The 16,620-nt window shown below is 48.3% G+C and carries 16 protein-coding genes; 10 read left to right on the top strand and 6 right to left on the bottom strand.

Going from position 1 to position 16,620, the window contains the following annotated elements; translation table 11 throughout:
* Window positions 1–202 precede the first annotated feature (202 nt).
* Together DUW71_RS14440 and DUW71_RS14435 are read left to right on the top strand one after the other, a co-directional pair.
* Window positions 203–547 (top strand): sensor histidine kinase, encoded by a 345-nt coding sequence (locus tag DUW71_RS14440; RefSeq protein WP_119395974.1) that lies wholly within the window; start codon window positions 203–205, stop codon window positions 545–547.
* Window positions 540–1,142 (top strand): response regulator transcription factor, encoded by a 603-nt coding sequence (locus DUW71_RS14435; RefSeq protein WP_119395973.1) that lies wholly within the window; start codon window positions 540–542, stop codon window positions 1,140–1,142. Before DUW71_RS14440 ends, DUW71_RS14435 begins: the two co-directional genes overlap by 8 nt.
* 5 nt (window positions 1,143–1,147) lie before the next feature.
* On the opposite strand, the gene DUW71_RS14430 is transcribed toward DUW71_RS14435, so the two are convergent.
* Window positions 1,148–3,490: an aminotransferase class I/II-fold pyridoxal phosphate-dependent enzyme gene (locus DUW71_RS14430; RefSeq protein ID WP_119395972.1), complete on the bottom strand. Its 2,343-nt coding sequence runs from the start codon at window positions 3,488–3,490 to the stop codon at window positions 1,148–1,150.
* A gap of 169 nt (window positions 3,491–3,659) precedes the next feature.
* Between DUW71_RS14430 and DUW71_RS14425 the strand changes: the two genes are divergently transcribed.
* On the top strand, window positions 3,660–4,601 hold the full coding sequence (locus DUW71_RS14425) for an AEC family transporter (protein WP_119395971.1): 942 nt from the start codon (window positions 3,660–3,662) through the stop codon (window positions 4,599–4,601).
* Window positions 4,602–4,625: 24 nt separating this feature from the next.
* Here DUW71_RS14425 and DUW71_RS14420 read toward each other — a convergent pair whose 3' ends face one another.
* Window positions 4,626–5,588 carry a glutathione S-transferase family protein gene (locus tag DUW71_RS14420; protein ID WP_119395970.1) on the bottom strand — a complete coding sequence of 321 codons (963 nt, stop codon included), beginning with the start codon at window positions 5,586–5,588 and terminating at the stop codon, window positions 4,626–4,628.
* A gap of 107 nt (window positions 5,589–5,695) precedes the next feature.
* On the opposite strand from DUW71_RS14420, the gene pip reads away from it, so the two are divergent.
* Window positions 5,696–6,643 carry a prolyl aminopeptidase gene (gene pip, locus DUW71_RS14415; protein WP_119395969.1) on the top strand — a complete coding sequence of 316 codons (948 nt, stop codon included), beginning with the start codon at window positions 5,696–5,698 and terminating at the stop codon, window positions 6,641–6,643.
* A gap of 33 nt (window positions 6,644–6,676) precedes the next feature.
* Window positions 6,677–7,402 (top strand): substrate-binding periplasmic protein, encoded by a 726-nt coding sequence (locus DUW71_RS14410; RefSeq protein WP_119395968.1) that lies wholly within the window; start codon window positions 6,677–6,679, stop codon window positions 7,400–7,402.
* 17 nt (window positions 7,403–7,419) lie between these two features.
* Here the strand turns inward: DUW71_RS14410 and dtd are convergent, their stop codons facing one another.
* Window positions 7,420–7,857, bottom strand: a complete 438-nt coding sequence (dtd, locus tag DUW71_RS14405) for a D-aminoacyl-tRNA deacylase (protein ID WP_119395967.1) — start codon at window positions 7,855–7,857, stop codon at window positions 7,420–7,422.
* 140 nt (window positions 7,858–7,997) lie between these two features.
* On the opposite strand from dtd, the gene ppx reads away from it, so the two are divergent.
* Window positions 7,998–9,512: an exopolyphosphatase gene (gene ppx / locus DUW71_RS14400; RefSeq protein ID WP_119395966.1), complete on the top strand. Its 1,515-nt coding sequence runs from the start codon at window positions 7,998–8,000 to the stop codon at window positions 9,510–9,512.
* Window positions 9,513–9,560: 48 nt separating this feature from the next.
* On the opposite strand, the gene pepP is transcribed toward ppx, so the two are convergent.
* Together pepP and DUW71_RS14390 are read right to left on the bottom strand one after the other, a co-directional pair.
* Window positions 9,561–10,871 carry a Xaa-Pro aminopeptidase gene (gene pepP / locus DUW71_RS14395; RefSeq protein ID WP_119395965.1) on the bottom strand — a complete coding sequence of 437 codons (1,311 nt, stop codon included), beginning with the start codon at window positions 10,869–10,871 and terminating at the stop codon, window positions 9,561–9,563.
* A gap of 9 nt (window positions 10,872–10,880) precedes the next feature.
* Entirely contained in the window at window positions 10,881–11,456 is a 576-nt protein-coding gene (locus DUW71_RS14390) for a UPF0149 family protein (RefSeq protein WP_119395964.1), read from the bottom strand.
* A 172-nt stretch (window positions 11,457–11,628) separates the two neighbouring features.
* Between DUW71_RS14390 and DUW71_RS14385 the strand changes: the two genes are divergently transcribed.
* The 3 genes from DUW71_RS14385 (at window position 11,629) to ppk1 (ending at window position 14,300) form a co-directional block, all read left to right on the top strand.
* Entirely contained in the window at window positions 11,629–11,820 is a 192-nt protein-coding gene (locus DUW71_RS14385) for a hypothetical protein (RefSeq protein ID WP_119395963.1), read from the top strand.
* Complete coding sequence (locus tag DUW71_RS14380) at window positions 11,820–12,119, top strand: cell division protein ZapA (protein ID WP_119395962.1); 300 nt, start codon at window positions 11,820–11,822, stop codon at window positions 12,117–12,119. The genes DUW71_RS14385 and DUW71_RS14380 overlap by 1 nt, the downstream gene beginning before the upstream one ends.
* Before the next feature lie 105 nt (window positions 12,120–12,224).
* Window positions 12,225–14,300 (top strand): polyphosphate kinase 1, encoded by a 2,076-nt coding sequence (gene ppk1, locus DUW71_RS14375; protein ID WP_119395961.1) that lies wholly within the window; start codon window positions 12,225–12,227, stop codon window positions 14,298–14,300.
* Here ppk1 and DUW71_RS14370 read toward each other — a convergent pair.
* Window positions 14,290–14,658: a DUF2237 family protein gene (locus tag DUW71_RS14370; protein WP_119395960.1), complete on the bottom strand. Its 369-nt coding sequence runs from the start codon at window positions 14,656–14,658 to the stop codon at window positions 14,290–14,292. The two genes, ppk1 and DUW71_RS14370, sit on opposite strands and share 11 nt — an antisense overlap.
* 184 nt (window positions 14,659–14,842) lie before the next feature.
* Here DUW71_RS14370 and DUW71_RS17740 point away from each other — a divergent pair, with 184 nt between their 5' ends.
* The gene (locus tag DUW71_RS17740; RefSeq protein ID WP_199671232.1) at window positions 14,843–16,549 is read left to right on the top strand and encodes a chitinase; all 1,707 of its coding nucleotides are present in this window, start codon (window positions 14,843–14,845) and stop codon (window positions 16,547–16,549) included.
* Window positions 16,550–16,620: the final 71 nt, after the last annotated feature.

Below are 16,620 nucleotides of genomic sequence, written 5' to 3'. Positions count from 1 at the left end.
CTGAAAGGTGGTCGGGTAATGCGGCAGTCTTCGTACCAGACAACGAAGTTCACTTGAACCCTGATCGAAAAGTAGCAACTGATTAAAATTTAAGCGTGAAAACTATGTTGACAGATTCCGACATGCTGCCCGTACGCTTTTACAAGATGTTCGCCAAGCGGTAGTTGGGTATCAGGCCAGTGGCTTGCAGCATGAGTACAACATGGCCAAAGCAACTCTGCAATCGGCAGGCATTGCCGTACAGGCAAGCGCCGAGCCAGTCACACTCAGCGGTGAAGTTGAAAACACGCTTTGTCTGATACTGCGTGAAGCGGTCACTAATGTGATTCGCCACTCGCAGGCTACACAGGTTGACCTGAAAGGTGAGTATCAAGGCAATGCTTATCATATTAGTGTTTGCGACAATGGAGTAGGCATTGCTAATGCGCGACCGGGCAATGGAATGAACAATATTGAGCTGCGCGCCAAGCACATTTTTGCAACGGCCATCTACCAGAATCGCCAGCAAGGTTGCTGCTTGCACATAGAGGTAAACCTCAATGATTGATATCTTAATTGCCGAAGACCAGTCACTAATTGCCGGTGCGCTTGCCGCACTGCTCAACATGCACCCAAAATGTAATGTTGTTGCAACCTGCCACAATGGCATCGAAGCATTAGCCTTTGTTGAATCGCAACCAGTCGATATTGTGCTCACCGATATTGAAATGCCAGAGATGACTGGCATTGAACTTGCCGCACACCTGCACAAACATCACCCTAATGTACCGGTTGCGATACTAACGACCTTTGCGCGCAAGGGGTACTTACGCCGCGCCCTAGATGCTGGCGTAAAAGGCTACTTACTAAAAGATGCCAAGAGCGATGACCTCGCTGATGCAATTATTAAAATAATTGCCGGCGAGCTAGTTATTGATCCCGGCATGGCCTTGCAAGCTTGGCAGGTTGAAGACCCGCTTACCAACCGTGAACGACAAGTGCTTCGCCTCGCCGGCGAGGGGTTAAGCAATCAACAAATTAGTGAAAAAATTCACTTAAGTGAGGGCACGGTGCGCAATTACCTATCTGAAAGCATACAAAAACTCGGTGCACAGAACCGCGTCGATGCCGCGCGCATTGCCCGTGATCAAGGGTGGTTGTAACAAGTTTAAAGAGCTTCAAGAGCCTGTGTTTCAAACTGATCATCCACCTGAACCAAATGATAAGTCGCTACCGGAGTTGCCCCTAAGCGGCGCTTCTCAAAACTTGCACCAAAGCCCATATCAATTTGCTGTGCGTTTAATGCCTTGGCGTGGCTGTATATATGGTGCATGGCAACACGATAAACGCCAAATGGCTGAAGCTGATAGTCCATACCAATCACAATTGGTTGAATACCTTTTTTAATGCGCAACACCAATACTGCATAGGCTAGTTGGTCTTGATGATAACCAACCAGCCACTCGGCATTGGGCAGTTGATTCATCTGCGCAAACAGGGCTAAAGGCAAAGCAAAACAGGTGATCTCGCGAGCGCGACCTTGCACCTCTAAGTACTGTTGATAAAACTGGGTAAGTTGCAGTGATGATAGCTCGGTCAGCTCGTGCTGCTGAAATGCTGGTAAATTACTTCCGATACTTTTTTGCCAGTGCTGCCGATTTTTCTTCCCAAGTCGAGCAAAGTATTGCTCCGTCATATAGCTTTCTGGTTGCTCGAATACATGTCTATCATGCACCTGTACTGGCAAATAGCCTAACTGCGATAGCTTGCTAAATAATGTGTCTTGTTTTGAAAAATCACGTAGAACAATTGCCTCGCATCCAAGTGTTTCTTTAAGCGAAACCATGGTCTGACAAAACAGCTCTAAAACCGATTCGAATAAGCGATGATGGTCGTTGACCCAGATTGCTTCGCCTTCACTAATTGGCGTTCCAAGCATTAGCACGTTCTGGCTAAATGCATAAGGCGCCGACTGGCGTAGACGCTCAGCTTTTTCAGATATGTGCTTAGGCATAAACATATCTGTTTTGTTAAGCGACTTTGTTACCACAGCTTGTAGCAGCAACTGTTGACCAAAGTAGATACGAATATATCTCAGCTGCCAGAGGTTTTCTGGCTCTGGGCCTTTCATTGCAGCATGAATAGCGCCAAGCTTGCCGCTCTTGGTCATTTCATCACTGCAGTAGTCATCCCAATCATAGGGCATCTGAGCCAACACCTGTAGGCGCAGCTCGCTGTCGCTCTGCTGGGCTAACAACGGCGATTGCAGAGATTGCTTAAACGCTTGGCTTAATACCGACTCGGTGATCTTAAATTCATTGCTGGCTCGTTGATAACATTCCGCTAAGCAGGCCATCATATCTTTGATGTCATCTGGCGCTAGGTGGTTGTTAATGGTAATTCTGATGCCGGTGTGGTGAATAGACACCGCTGGAAACAACCCTAAGTTGAGATAAAAACCCGATGCCATCATGTTTTTGACAATAGCATAACCAGCTTCTAGGGAACTGATGGCGATAAAGAAAATTGGCGTATTGGCATGCGACAGATCAGGTAGCTGGTGATGCTCAATGAGCTTTTCGGTCAGCGCGATCTTATCAGCAAGCTCTGACTGCAACGCGGCAAACTCTGTTGTAAAGTGCAGCTCTGCACTAGCAATCGCCGCTCCTAACATGGGCGGTTGAATTGGCCCGGAAAACACCAAAGCATTGCCAACAGTGCGTACTCGCTGGTATTGCGCTTGATTGGCAAACACAAGCGCTCCGCCAGCACAGCCAAACGCTTTGTTCAACGATACCGCCAGAACCATCTGCTTATGGCGTTCAACTCGCCCACGAACTGTGCCCAACCCACGCTCACCATACCAACTAAAACCATGCGCATCATCGGCGTACAACATCAAGTGTGGGTACTGATCGGCGAGTTTATAAAGTGCTTCAATTGGTGCCCAATCACCATACATCGAATAAACACCGTCTAAGCAGTACCAAACGGTTTGTTGGCGATGCTTTACTAACAAACGCTCGAGCTGTTGCAAGTTATTGTGTCGAATCAGCTGGGTTTGCACACCAGCGCCCTTCATATATTGCGCCGCTGCATGCAAGGACGCATGCGCCTGTTGGTCTAATACAATCAGATCATGAGGCTCAATTAATGATTGGAATGCCGCAAGGTGGCCAAGTGACGTTGTAGGTGTGACTAACACAGGCTTAGCAAACAAATCAGATAATAAAGTTTCTAGGCGCCGGTACTGGCCAGAAGACATGTAAGCACGCGATGACGACAATTGCGTGCCATAGGCTTTAGCCGCTCGACAGCAAGCATCTACTAGTGTGGGGTGCTTCTCTAACCCTAAATAAGAACAGGAACCAAAGTTGAGCAACATAGCGCCATCTACGTCCACATGGCGGCCATTAAACTCATCGCCATCATGATAAAGATGTAAAACCCCTCTTTTTGCTCCATTCGAGAGGCTCTTTTCCGCTAAATCTAAAAACGATTCTTGTGGCATAGCTCAACTCCTTTCTGTTTCAAAGCTACTTTACACTAACGCATTGACGGCAGGTTACAGCATACTTGTAGTCTGTAAGCGAAAATTGCTGCAATAAGTCAGCGTTCCATTGGTAATTAACTGGTAGCATATAAACCTAGTGATCTTATACTTGCACCGGAGCCCATAAATGCTGCAAGCATTAGCCTTCTCGCTGTCTGTTACTAGCCCTATTTTGTTTATGTTGTTGCTCGGCTACTGGTTTCGCCAGCGTGCCATGCTTAGCGAGGATTTTATTCAGTCGGGCTCGAAACTGGTTTTTAACGTTACCCTGCCTTGTTTATTGTTCCTAAATGTTGCTACGTCCGACGTAATGGCGTTGGTGCAACCCAGCCTAATTATTAGCGCCACCTTGATTATTGGCGCGGCGGTTGCTTTGTTGTGGGGCTTTAGCCGGTCGCTAAAAGGCGCTCAGCGCGGCGTATTTGTGCAAGGTGCGTTTCGCTCAAATATGGGCATTGTTGGCTTGGCTTCGGTAGTGAATGCTTTTGGTGATGGCATTCTGGCCCCGGCTGGGGTTTACCTAGCGCTGATGACCATTGTTTACAATATACTTGCCGTAATCGTTCTAAGCGCCGCCCAGCGCCAGCCGAATCAAAACTTGTTGCTGCAAATGCTGAAGTCGATGGCAACTAATCCATTAATAATTGCCATTGCCATTGGTTTGCTACTGGCATTATTGGAACTAAGACTGCCACAATGGATGATGACCAGTGGCCGCTACCTAGCCGATATGACGCTACCGTTAGCACTGCTTTGCATTGGTGGCTCGCTAAACCTAGGCCGGCTCAAAGGCAATCGCAAGCTTCTCATCTGGGCGACAGTGAGCAAACTTGTGCTGGTACCCGCTTTTGCAGTGATTACCGGAATTTTGCTGGGTTTTCGCGGCGAGAGCCTAGGCATTATGTACCTAATGATTGCAGCGCCAACGGCTGCCGCTAGTTTTGTCATGGCGCATCAGATGCAGGGCGATGCCGACCTAGCAGCCGACATCATTGCCATGACCACCATCTTTACGGCCTTCTCAACCACCCTAGGTTTGCTCACCCTAAGAACATTAGGGTTTATATAGGCAGAGTAGGACGTGGCATTAGCTTTAAATCCAAGGGCCATAATACCAAGGTAGCTCTGGCCCTTTTGGTACGATTCCCGTAGCGTTGATCATGCGGTGACTAAAGTAATAGTGGCGCTTTATGTGGGCTAAGTCGGTGGTGCGAGCGATCGCCGGATTGGCATACATGCGCTCCACGAGGGCTTGCAGGTTTGGATAATCTGCAATGCGCTTTTTATTGCATTTAAAATGCCCTACATAGACCGCATCAAAACGAACCAAGGTGGTAAATAAGCGAATATCCGCTTCGGTCATTTGCTCACCAACCAACCACTGTTTGCCCTGCAAGCGCTGCTCAATTTTGTCGAGTGCTGCAAAGAGCGAATCAAATGCTTCATGATACGCCTCGGTTGTTGTGGCAAATCCGGTTTTGTACACGCCATTATTGATGTTGTGGTAAACAAACTCGTTGATCTCATCAATGTCGCCACGCAACACTTGCGGGTAATAGTCATCCGTATTGCCGGTTAGGTCGTTGAAGGCACAGTTAAACATGCGGATAATCTCGGCCGACTCATTTGATACTATGGTGTTTTTTTGTTTATCCCACACCACAGGTACGGTGACGCGACCGCTGTAATCAGGTTTTGCTCTGGTATACACCTCATGCATAAACTGGCTGCCATGAAGCTGGTCCCCAACCAATGCTGGCGAACCAATATCTGGGCCATGAAACTCCCAACCATTCTCGAGCATATCCGGGTGCACAACCGAAACATCGATATAGTCCGCTAACCCCTTCAGTTCGCGCATTATTAGGGTTCTGTGCGCCCAGGGGCAAGCTAGGCTGACATATAAATGATACCGCCCAGACTGAGCAGGGAACTCACTATCAGGATCAGCTTGCAACCAATGTCGAAACTGAGCGTCTTCGCGCACAAAGCGGCCATCCGACTTTTTCGTGTCGTACCATTTATCTTGCCACTGACCGTCCACTAAAAGTCCCATGCAAATCTGCCTTTTTTGGAGAATTTGCTTTAATGTAGCAATAACGTCGCGCGTTCACCGCGAAACAATTTGACTAACCCATTCAAATTAACTCAACAAGGACTGCTATGCGGGCATTGTTTCCAGATATCCAACCCAACCAAAGTGGCTACCTAGCGGTAGGCGATGGGCATGAAGTGTATTATGAAGAATCTGGCAATCCGCAGGGCATACCGGTATTGGTCGTGCATGGCGGCCCTGGTGGTGGTACTAGCCCACTTATGCGACGATTTTTTGATCCAAAATTGTATCGCATAGTATTGTTTGACCAGCGTGGCTGCGGTCAATCACGCCCGCACGCAGAAATTCAATGCAATACAACGCCACATTTAATTTCTGACATGGAACAGTTGCGTGATCATTTAAACATTGATCAGTGGCTGCTATTTGGTGGTTCTTGGGGGGTAACGCTGTCGTTGGCCTACGCGATTGCTCACCCCGAACATGTACTGGGCATGGTGTTGCGCGGTGTATTTTTAGCGCGCCCAGAAGATCTAGCTTGGCTGTACTCGGGTGGCATGGCGGCGATGAATCCAGATGGCTGGCAACGTTTTAGTGAGTTTGCCGATGGCAAAGCTGGACAACCCTTGTTACAGCATTATCTGAATGCTATGACCGGCAACGACGAACTTCTTGAAGCGCGTGCTGCGAAAGAATGGATGCGCTACGAAACCGCTGCTGCAACACTCCTACCTAACCCTAAGCTGTCTGAAACACTAAAAGAGCACAGCGAAAATTTACCGATGGCAAAGATATCGGCGCACTACATGGTCAATGGCTGTTTTCTTGATTCGCCTCTGCTAGAGCACCTTAGTGTTCTGCAAGATGTGCCTTGTATCATAGTGCAAGGCCGATACGACCTGGTCACGCCACCAGCACAAGCACAGTTGTTAGCCAACGCCTGGCCAGCGGCAGAACTTCGCTGGGTACCCGCAGCCGGGCATTCTAGCAGTGATGACAACATGCGCGACGCATTGCTGCATGCCACAGAAGATATTTTTAGATTCATCAACTAAACTTTCAGTGAGCATTAGCAAACGGTGTTTTTTATGAAGTCATTAGCCTTACTGGCACTGCTGCCACTGGGCGTTGCGGCACAAACGCTGACAGTAGCAACGGATGTATGGCCACCGTTTCGCATGGAAGTGGATGGAGAAATTGTTGGCTACGATATTGATGTGTTAGCAGAAGTTGCACAGCGAACCGGTATTGAATTCAGCGTTGAGCGTATGCCATGGGCACGTGCATTAAGGTCGATTGAATATGGCGAATCCGATCTGATGGTTGGCTTAGCTTATACACGCGAGCGTGACGAGTATACCGACTACCTTTACTATGTGTACAAAAGCTGCCGCCCAGGGTTTTATGGTGATGCAAGCATCACAGACACCATAAATACCTATGAAGACCTTTACCAGCACCGCATCGGTTATGTTCGCGACAGTGCTTACTTCCCACGATTTGACAACGATGAGCAGCTTTTTAAAGTAAGCACGGCCCGCGAAGAGCAGCTACTACAGATGGTCTCGCGCGGTAATATTGAGCTACTCATTGGCACCGATTGCCAAGTCGATTACGAGCTCATGCAGCGTCCGGACTTGGGGCTAGCCAAGGCACCTTGGCAGCCAGCAGAGCGCATCGACCTTTATTATGGTTTCACCGAACAGCGTCAACTAGTAGCAGAAAAAGACAAAATTGAAGCGGCACTACAAGCCATGACAAATGATGGTTTTTTTGATGCTTTGTACAAGGAGTATTTCGGCGACCCAAACTAGCAAACAGGTGCTAGCCATCAGGTCTCAATCAAAAACGTGACCGGCCCATCGTTAACTAATGCAACAGCCATATTGGCCCCAAACTCGCCGGTTTCAACTTTACAAGGGTGGCGGCAACAAGTTTCAACAAATAAGTTAAATAAACGCTCCCCTTCTGCTGGGGGAGCGGCCGTGCTGAAGCTAGGCCGGCGACCTTTGCGCGTATCACCGGCCAAGGTAAACTGCGACACCACGAGTAGCTCGCCTTGCACATCTAGCAGCGAGCAGTTCATTTTGTCATCAGCGTCGGCGAACACCCGATAGTTCAACACTTTCTCTACTGCCTTATTAACCTTGGCCTCGTCATCACCTTTTTCCACCCCAACCAGCAATAACAATCCTTGGTTAATACTACCCACTATACGCTCATCCACCGTGACACTAGCGCTGCTAACTCGCTGCAATAAAACTTTCATAACCAAATTTATCCTAAACTGTGCAATGCTTACTTATTGCTGATTAGTTTACGGGTTTTGCTAGCCTAGCCAAAGCAGTGCAAAATCTGTTTCTTCTGGGCCTTGCTTTGCTGCTTCCCATTTTCAAGATGAGTTATTAGATGTTTTTATTAAGCGATCTGTTTCATAGCCAGCCAAATAAAGTTGCCGCCTTGGATTTGGGCTCCAACAGCTTCCATATGATTATTGCTGAACGCGAGCACGATACCTGGAAAGTCATCGATCGGCTAAAAGAGCCTGTTCGCCTAGGCTTCGGTTTGCAAGATGATGGTTCACTGAGTGATGACGCCCAGCAGCGTGCTTTAGAATGCTTGGCCCGTTTTGGTGAGCGACTCACCGACTTTCGCCGTGGCTCAGTCAAGGCCGTTGGCACTAAAACCTTGCGTGAAGTAGTAGATAGCGAGCAATTCCTAGCTAGCGCCGAACAAGCACTTGGACACCCTATTGAAATCATTTCTGGTGGCGAAGAAGCGCGCTTGATTTATTTAGGGGTGGTACATGGGTTGGCAAGTGTAGAGGGCAAACGACTTGTTTGTGATATTGGCGGAGGCTCAACTGAACTAATTGTTGGCAACGAGCGTTCGGTTCGCTACAAAGAGTCGTTATCAATGGGATGCGTGATGCTAACAAGGCGCTACTTTGATGATGGCAAAATTGACAAAAAGCGCGTTAAGCGAGCACTAACTTACTGCGCTCAACAGATTGAACCTGTACTAAAGCCTTTGCAACGTCATGATTGGGAGTCTGCCCTAGGGGCTTCTGGCACCATTAAAGCCGTCGCCAAAGTATGTGCTGCAATGGGCTTTTCGGAAGAAGGGGTCATCAGCAAAGCGGGGCTCGATCAAATTGTGCAAGCTGGGATCGATTCAGGTGATATCCACAATCTTGGTTTAAAGGGCCTAAATAGCGACCGAGAGCCTGTTTTTTACGGTGGCGCCTTGGTGCTCAAATCGGTCTTTGATGCGTTGAATATTGAGCAAATGCAGCCGTCTCCTATGGCTTTACGTGAAGGGCTGCTTTATGAGTTTTTGGGCCGCTTTGACAATTTTGATGTGCGCGATAGCGCCGTCATGAGCTTAAGCAAGCGCTTTCATGTCGACCAAGACCATGCCCAGCGTGTCGGTGACAGTGCCATTGCTTTATGGCAGCAGGTAAAAGAAGATTGGCAGATAGACGACCCAAGTGCTAAAAAATGGCTACACTGGGCAGCACAGTTATTTGAGATTGGCTTGGATATTAATCATTCAGGGTTTCATAAGCATAGCGCCTACATCATCGCCAACTCTGACATCGCAGGCTTTAGCCAACAGGAGCAGCAAGTACTAGCTGCTATGGTCAATGCGGCGCGCAAGAAATTCTCGCTTAAGTCACTTCCAATCACACAACAAGCACCAGAAGGGCTTTGGCAGCTGACGCTATTATTTCGCCTAGCGCTCACCCTTAACCGAGCGCGCAAATCCGATGAGCTGCATTTGCCAGGAATTACTGGCGAAGCAAAGGCGTTCACGCTGAGCTTTAACCCAGGCGAGCTTGAACAGTATCCTCTGCTTGCGGCCGATTTAATAAGCGAAGCAGAGATATTAGCTAGCGCCGGGATCGACCTGACGCTGGCATAAAAAAGGCGAGTCGTTATGACTCGCCTAGTTTTTTTGTTAGTTCTTCTACTAGCCGCGCATCAGCGCTTCAATATCGTCGGCTTCTTTTGGCACCTGTGCAGTAAGGTTTTCAGGCTCGGCTTCGGTCAATACCAAATCATCTTCAATGCGAATACCAATGCCACGGAACCCTTCTGGGGCGCGCTCGTCATTGGCCTGGATATAGATACCTGGCTCTACTGTGGTAACCATGCCAGGCTGCCACATACGCCATTCGCCATCAAGCTTGTAGCGGCCAACGTCATGAACGTCTAGACCAATGTGGTGACCCGTGCCGTGCATAAAGTAACGCGTATGGGCGCCCGACTCGATCAAACCATCCACATCACCTTGCAGTAGACCAAGATCCACCATGCCTTGAGTAAGGATACGAGTGGACTTTTCATGGAAAGTTTTGCAGTGGTTACCAATTTTTAGCTCGTCAATCGACGCCTTCATGGCTTCGAGCACAATGTCGTACACAGCGCGCTGCTCGCCCGTAAAGCGACCATTAACCGGGAACGTACGGGTGATATCGCCAGCATAGCCATGCACTTCAGCGCCAGCATCAATCAGCACTAAGTCACCATCGTTGATCGCTTTATTGTTTTCGATGTAGTGCAGAATGCAAGCATTAGCACCACCACCAACAATACTATTGTAGGCTGGGAAGCGCGCGCCTTGGCGTACAAACGTATGTAAAATTTCCGCTTCTAGCTGATATTCATAACAGCCAGGTTTAGCGGCCATCATGGCAGCAATATGGCCTTCGGCAGAAATACGCCCCGCCTCGCGCATAATCGCCAGCTCTTCAGGTGTTTTAACCAAGCGCATCTCATGGATGTAATCAGCCAAATCCAGCGTTGCTTCTGGCGCCGCGCTGCCACGGCGAATGCCTTTTGCTAGGGTTTCCATCCAATCGAACACACGATTGGCGAATGCTTTATTTTCATTTAGCGGGTAAGCAACGAACTCGGCGCCATCCATTAACTTAGGCAGCTCAGCATCTATTTGATCAATAGTGAAAGCTCGGTCGAAGCCATAAGCTTGTGTGGCACCTTCAGTACCAGCACGAAAACCTGTCCAAATTTCTGCTGCTGGGTCTTTTGGGCGAACAAACAGAATGCTCTCGCTGCTGTTGCCTTGCTTGCGCAATACCATCAAGGCATCTGGTTCGTTAAAGCCCGTTAAATACAAAAAATTACTGTGCTGGCGAAATGGGTACTCAGCATCATTATTGCGAATCAACTCTGGATTAGCCGGTAATACTGCAATCGTGTTATCTGGTAATTGCTCTAGTAACTCGGCGCGGCGCTCGGCGTGCCAACGGGCTGTTAACATTCTGCTCTCCTAGTGTTTATGTGTAGGGCTAGCTTTAGCTGATTCGTTTGATGATTGACGAGTCTCCATTGATAGCTGCAGTGCGATCATTTTTAAATGCTCAGCAACAATCAACAGGTCCTCTTCGTCTTCACCAGTTTCCTCTAGCTCAGCAACATCAATGCTGGCGATACGTTCTAAATCTTGTAAGAACTCACGTGTTTCACTGGTTAATGACTGCTCGGTCACACTGATGCCAAAACCACTAATAAAATGGCTCGACCATAGGCTCAGTGCACGCATGCGCTTGACCATAGTCTCGTCATCACTTGGCAACAGCGGTTCGTAAGACAAATCTGCTTCAACTAACCCTTTTGTAATCGCGCTCAAAAAATGCTCAACATCATGAGGGCGAACATTTGCTAGTTCTTCTTTACCAAGAATCTGGGCCAAAATGCGATAGGCAAGTGGACCTTCGAGCACTGCGCCACCGGCAACTAATCCGGACAGATACCCCTGCACTGCGCTTGGGTGCTCATTTGTTTGCAGTTCAACAAAGAGGTGTGAAACGTCGTCAAAGCTTGCTGCGGAGAATGCTTGCGCCATGCTGTTACCCTGTCAGATTAATAAAAGGCGAGAATAGCAAAAAAGGCCACGAGGCGACATTGACCACTGAAGATAGACGCCTTACATTAGCGTAAAGGGAAGAATAATAAACTTGCTGAGCGTGGCGCTTATAAGCAAGCCCTCGTCCTCATTGATAATTGGGTAACCACTAATGTCTGATCGAGACCTAAGCAGTCTGCCGTCGCGTCTAGAATCGTTGATTCAGCAGTATCACCAGATTGAGCTTGAGAACAAACGGCTGCGAGCGGAACGGGCGACTTGGGAAGCTGAGCGAACGCGTTTGCTCGAACAACACAATCGTTTAAGCCAAAAGTTAGAGCGCTACGGTAAGGATCATTCATAATGTCACAGCAATCGATCACCATTCGTCTACTTGGGCGTGAATATCGAGTCAGCTGCCCACCTGGTCAGGAGTCGTCGCTGCGCCGAGCGGCAGAAGAAGTGGAGCGCCGGATGAAAGCCCTGCGCAACTCTACTAATATGCCCGGCAGTGAACGCTTAGCAGTATTGGTGGCACTAAATCTTGCCCACGAGTTACAGACTGTTTCTAATCAGCCAAGTGGCGAACTTGGCCAGCGCGTTGTTCAACAGTTACACGAGCGCCTCGACGAAGTGCTTGGTGACGGCGAATTAGATTTATAAACACTCTGCTCCTACACTGAAAAATCAGCGTATATGACACTTATGTAACATTACTGTTACATACTTAACATTTAATGGGGTTCATATTCGGCAAGGAGCAGACGCATGTCAGAAGTAGAGAATCCTGAATTGTATTTCAACCGCGAGCTATCGCTTCTAGAGTTTCACGATCGTGTGTTAAGCCAAGCATTTGATGAGTCGGTACCATTGCTTGAGCGCTTACGCTTCTTGTGTATTTCGTCCACTAACCTTGATGAATTTTTTGAGGTTCGGGTAGGCGGGTTAAAAGAGCGCTATGAAGCAGGCGTTAACACGGCTGGCCCTGATGGCTTAACGCCTCACACAGCACTTGAGCGGATTGCCGTACGGGCGCATGAAATTGTTGATCGCCAGTATCAATGCTTAAACGAAGTACTACTCCCTGAGCTGCTTGAGCGTGGCGTGCATATTATTAAACGCGGGGACTGGTCGAAAGAGCAGTTTGCATGGCTTAAAGAGTACTTCAACTCTGAAGTATTGCCATTATTAAGCCCTATTGGTTTGGATCCTGCGCATCCTTTTCCACGCATCCTTAACAAGTCTCTCAACTTTATTGTGCAGTTATCGGGAAAAGATGCCTTTGGGCGCAATAGTGGCTTAGCCATTGTTCAATGCCCAAGAGCCCTGCCAGATGTAGTGGCCATTCCAAGCGAGATTAGCAATCGCGACGGGCATCAATTTGTGTTTATGTCATCGATCATCCACCAGTTTATGGATGAGTTATTCTTTGGCATGAAAGTAGATTCTTGCTATCAATTCCGCGTGACTCGCAATTCAGACTTGTTTGTTGATGAAGAAGAGACTGGCGATTTGCGACGAGCCATTGAAGGCGAACTGGTGTATCGCCAATATGGCGATGAAGTGAGGCTTGAGTTAGCCCAAAACTGCCCTGACGAAATGGTCGAGTTTTTAAGCAATAAGTTTGAGGTAACCGAGCAAGATCTTTACCGTGTAGACGGCCCAGTTAATCTTAATCGTCTCACTCAAGTCATTGACTTGGTCAATGACGAATCAATGCTCTACCCACCATTTTCATTAAATGTACCAAAGCAGCTAAAGCGCTATCGCAATATTTTCCAAGCCATCAGCAAGCAAGATATTTTGCTACACCACCCTTACGACAGCTTTAAAGTGGTGGTTGAACTGATTCGACAAGCAGCAAAAGACTCCGATGTGGTGGCAATCAAACAAACGCTATATCGCACCGGGCCAGACTCAGTCATTGTTGATGCGCTTGTCGCTGCCGCAAAGGCTGGTAAAGAAGTTACGGTCGTTATTGAGTTACGTGCTCGCTTTGACGAAGAGGCTAACGTTGCCTTAGCTGAGAAGCTACAGGAAGTAGGGATTCACGTGGTATACGGTGTGGTTGGCTATAAAACACATGCAAAAATGCTGCTGGTTGCGCGCCGTGAAAAGAATAAGTTAAAGCACTATGTGCACCTTGGCACTGGCAACTATCACCCAAAAACAGCCAAGATTTACACCGACTATGGTTTGCTAACAGCAAACCGCGCCATGGGTGAAGATGTTTATCGAGTATTCCTGCAACTTACTAGCCTTGGCAAGGTGAGTAAGCTAGAAGCCTTGTACCAATCGCCGTTCACCTTGCACAAAAGCATGATGAACCTGATTGACCGAGAGATTCACAATGCCAAAGCGGGCAAACCAGCGTTTATTTTGGCCAAGATGAACTCGTTGTACGAAAAAGCGCTAGTCGATAAGCTTTATGAAGCGAGCCAAGCAGGCGTGCAGATCGATTTAATTGTACGCGGGGTGTGTCAAATTCGCCCTGGTATTGAAGGCTTGTCAGATAACATTCGTGTACGTTCTATTGTGGGCAGATTATTAGAGCACACCCGTGCATTTTGCTTTGGTAATGACAACAGTCCAGAAGTGATTTGCGCTAGCGCTGATTGGATGACGCGCAATATGTTCGATCGTGTGGAAACAGGGTTCCCAATATTGCTGAAAAAACACCGCGACCGAATCATCAACGAACTGCGCCTTTACATGGCTGACAACGTTAATGCCTATACGCTAAACAGTGACGGCACCTACAGCAAAGTAAGTGAACCGGACTTGGATCCAATCTGTGCCCAAGAGCTGTTGCTTGAAGGCAACAACCCGATTGTTAATTCGTAGATTCAATAGCGTATTGCTCGAGCACAGACAAGCTTATGTGCTCGAGCACTGTCGCATTAGTGGCCGCTAGTTTTACTGGCGGCGCCACCCCTGCATCATGCGCTTGCAACCAACGAAGCGCGCATAAACACCAATAGTCACCTGGCCTTAAGCCGGCAAACCCCATCTCTGGCCGAGGGGTAACCAAATCATTTCCGTTAGCAAAGCTGTAGGTTAAAAATGCCTCAGTCACCTGCGCACAAACTGTGTGCTGACCAATATCCGGCTGGCCAGTATTACAGCAGCCATCGCGAAAAAAACCTGTTAACGGTGAAAAGCTACAAACCGCAAGCGGCTCGCCTAATACATTAAGCGCCATCGTTCACTCCTCTGATGGAAACAAACCCATGAATGGTAAGAGTACTAACACGCATGTGATTTAGATCGCAAGATTACTTTTCATACAGGTTGCAAAAGTGGCCAAGTGTTAACGACTGCACATTACCAATCGGTTATCTAGCGGTAAGGTAGCAGCATCGAAAGAATAATAATTGGAGAACACTATGCGCAAACTAGGATTCGGCCTGCTGCCCATTGCTGCTGCCATGGCATTAACAACCGGCTGCCAAGTAAACTACGATGGCCAAAACATCATTGTGACCACGCCAACCACTACGCCAACTTCGTTGCCAACGGAAGTACCGACTGCTACGCCAACACAAGTGCCAACAGCGACGCCTACTGCTACCCCAACACAAGCACCAACGGCAACACCTACTGCTATCCCAACACAAGCACCAACGGCAACACCTACTGCTACGCCAACACAAGCACCAACGGCAACACCTACTGCTACGCCAACACAAGCACCAACGGCAACACCTACTGCTACCCCAACACAAGCACCAACGGCAACACCTACTGCGACACCAACACAAGCACCAACGGCAACGCCGACTGCTACCCCAACACAAGCACCAACGGCAACACCGACTGCCACACCAGTGCCGGATTGTGACTACCCAGAGTGGAAGCAAGCGGACTTCCGTAACTATTCTGTTGGCAGCATAGTGACCCACAATGGTCAGCAATATCGCCTAACTGATATCAGCAATGCCCACGTTGCACCAGACCACCCGTCTGCTAACGGCTGGGAAGTAGTAAGCGTTTGTGATGCACCTACAAATCCAGGTGTCACACCAGGTGTAACAAGCACGCCTACGGTAACGCCAACTGCACCAATTAGCACAGGCATTCCGAACGCTAAGCTGCCTAAACGCACGCTAGTCGGCTACTGGCACAACTTCGAAAACGGCTCGGGTTACATTCCATTGGCAGATGTTAGCCGTGACTGGGACATCATTAATATCTCGTTTGCTATCGACAAACGTGGCGGCGCCTTAGGCGAAGTGGATTTTGAGCTGTGTCCAAAACTTGAGTGTGCGAACGTTGAATCGGATGCTGAGTTCCGCGCCGCAGTAAAACAGCTGCAGAGTGAAGGCAAAATTGTATTGCTATCGCTTGGTGGCGCCAATGTGCACTTGTCATTGGATACACCTGAAGCGCGAGACCACTTCATTCGCACCATGGGCGACATTATCGCTGATTATGGCTTTAATGGTATGGACATCGACCTTGAAGGTGGCTCACTTAATATGACCGCCGGCGACACCATTGCCGAAGCCAAAACACCAAACATTGTTCACTTAATTGAAGCAACCAAAGCACTAGAAACACGCTTTGGTTCTGACAACTTTATCCTAACCATGGCGCCAGAAACGGCCTACGTGCAGGGTGGTTATGCTAACTTTGGTGGTATTTGGGGCGCTTATTTACCGTTGATTCACGGCCTACGTGAAGAGCTCGATTTATTGCATGTTCAGCACTACAACACTGGCACCCTAACCGGTACAGATGGCAATATTTACTCGCCTGGTTCAGTTGATTTCCACGTTGCACTAACCGATATGATGATTACCGGTTTTGATGCGGGGATGAATGCCAATAACCACTTCCCTGGCTTGCGCCCTGACCAAATGGCCTTTGGCTTGCCATCAGGCAACCGCTCAGCGTCAAGTGGCTTTACCTCAACACAGGTGGCTCAAGATGCGGTTAGCTGCTTGGTGAATGGCACTAAATGTGGCAATTATAAACCAGCGCAAACCTACCCTGAGTTTAGAGGCTTGATGACTTGGTCAATTAACTGGGATCGTCATGATGGTTATAACTTTAGTAAACCACACCGCCAGTTCCTAGACTCATTAAACTAATCTAGTGAGCCAATCTAGAACCATTAAAAAGCCCTCAATTTTGAGGGCTTTCTTGTTCCGACATACCGATC

It is taken from the genome of Salinibius halmophilus, from assembly GCF_003577475.1.
Taxonomy (GTDB): Bacteria; Pseudomonadota; Gammaproteobacteria; order Pseudomonadales; family Natronospirillaceae; genus Salinibius; species Salinibius halmophilus.
The sequence above is the reverse complement of the archived record's forward strand: the minus strand, read 5'-3'. Positions and strand labels throughout refer to the sequence as shown.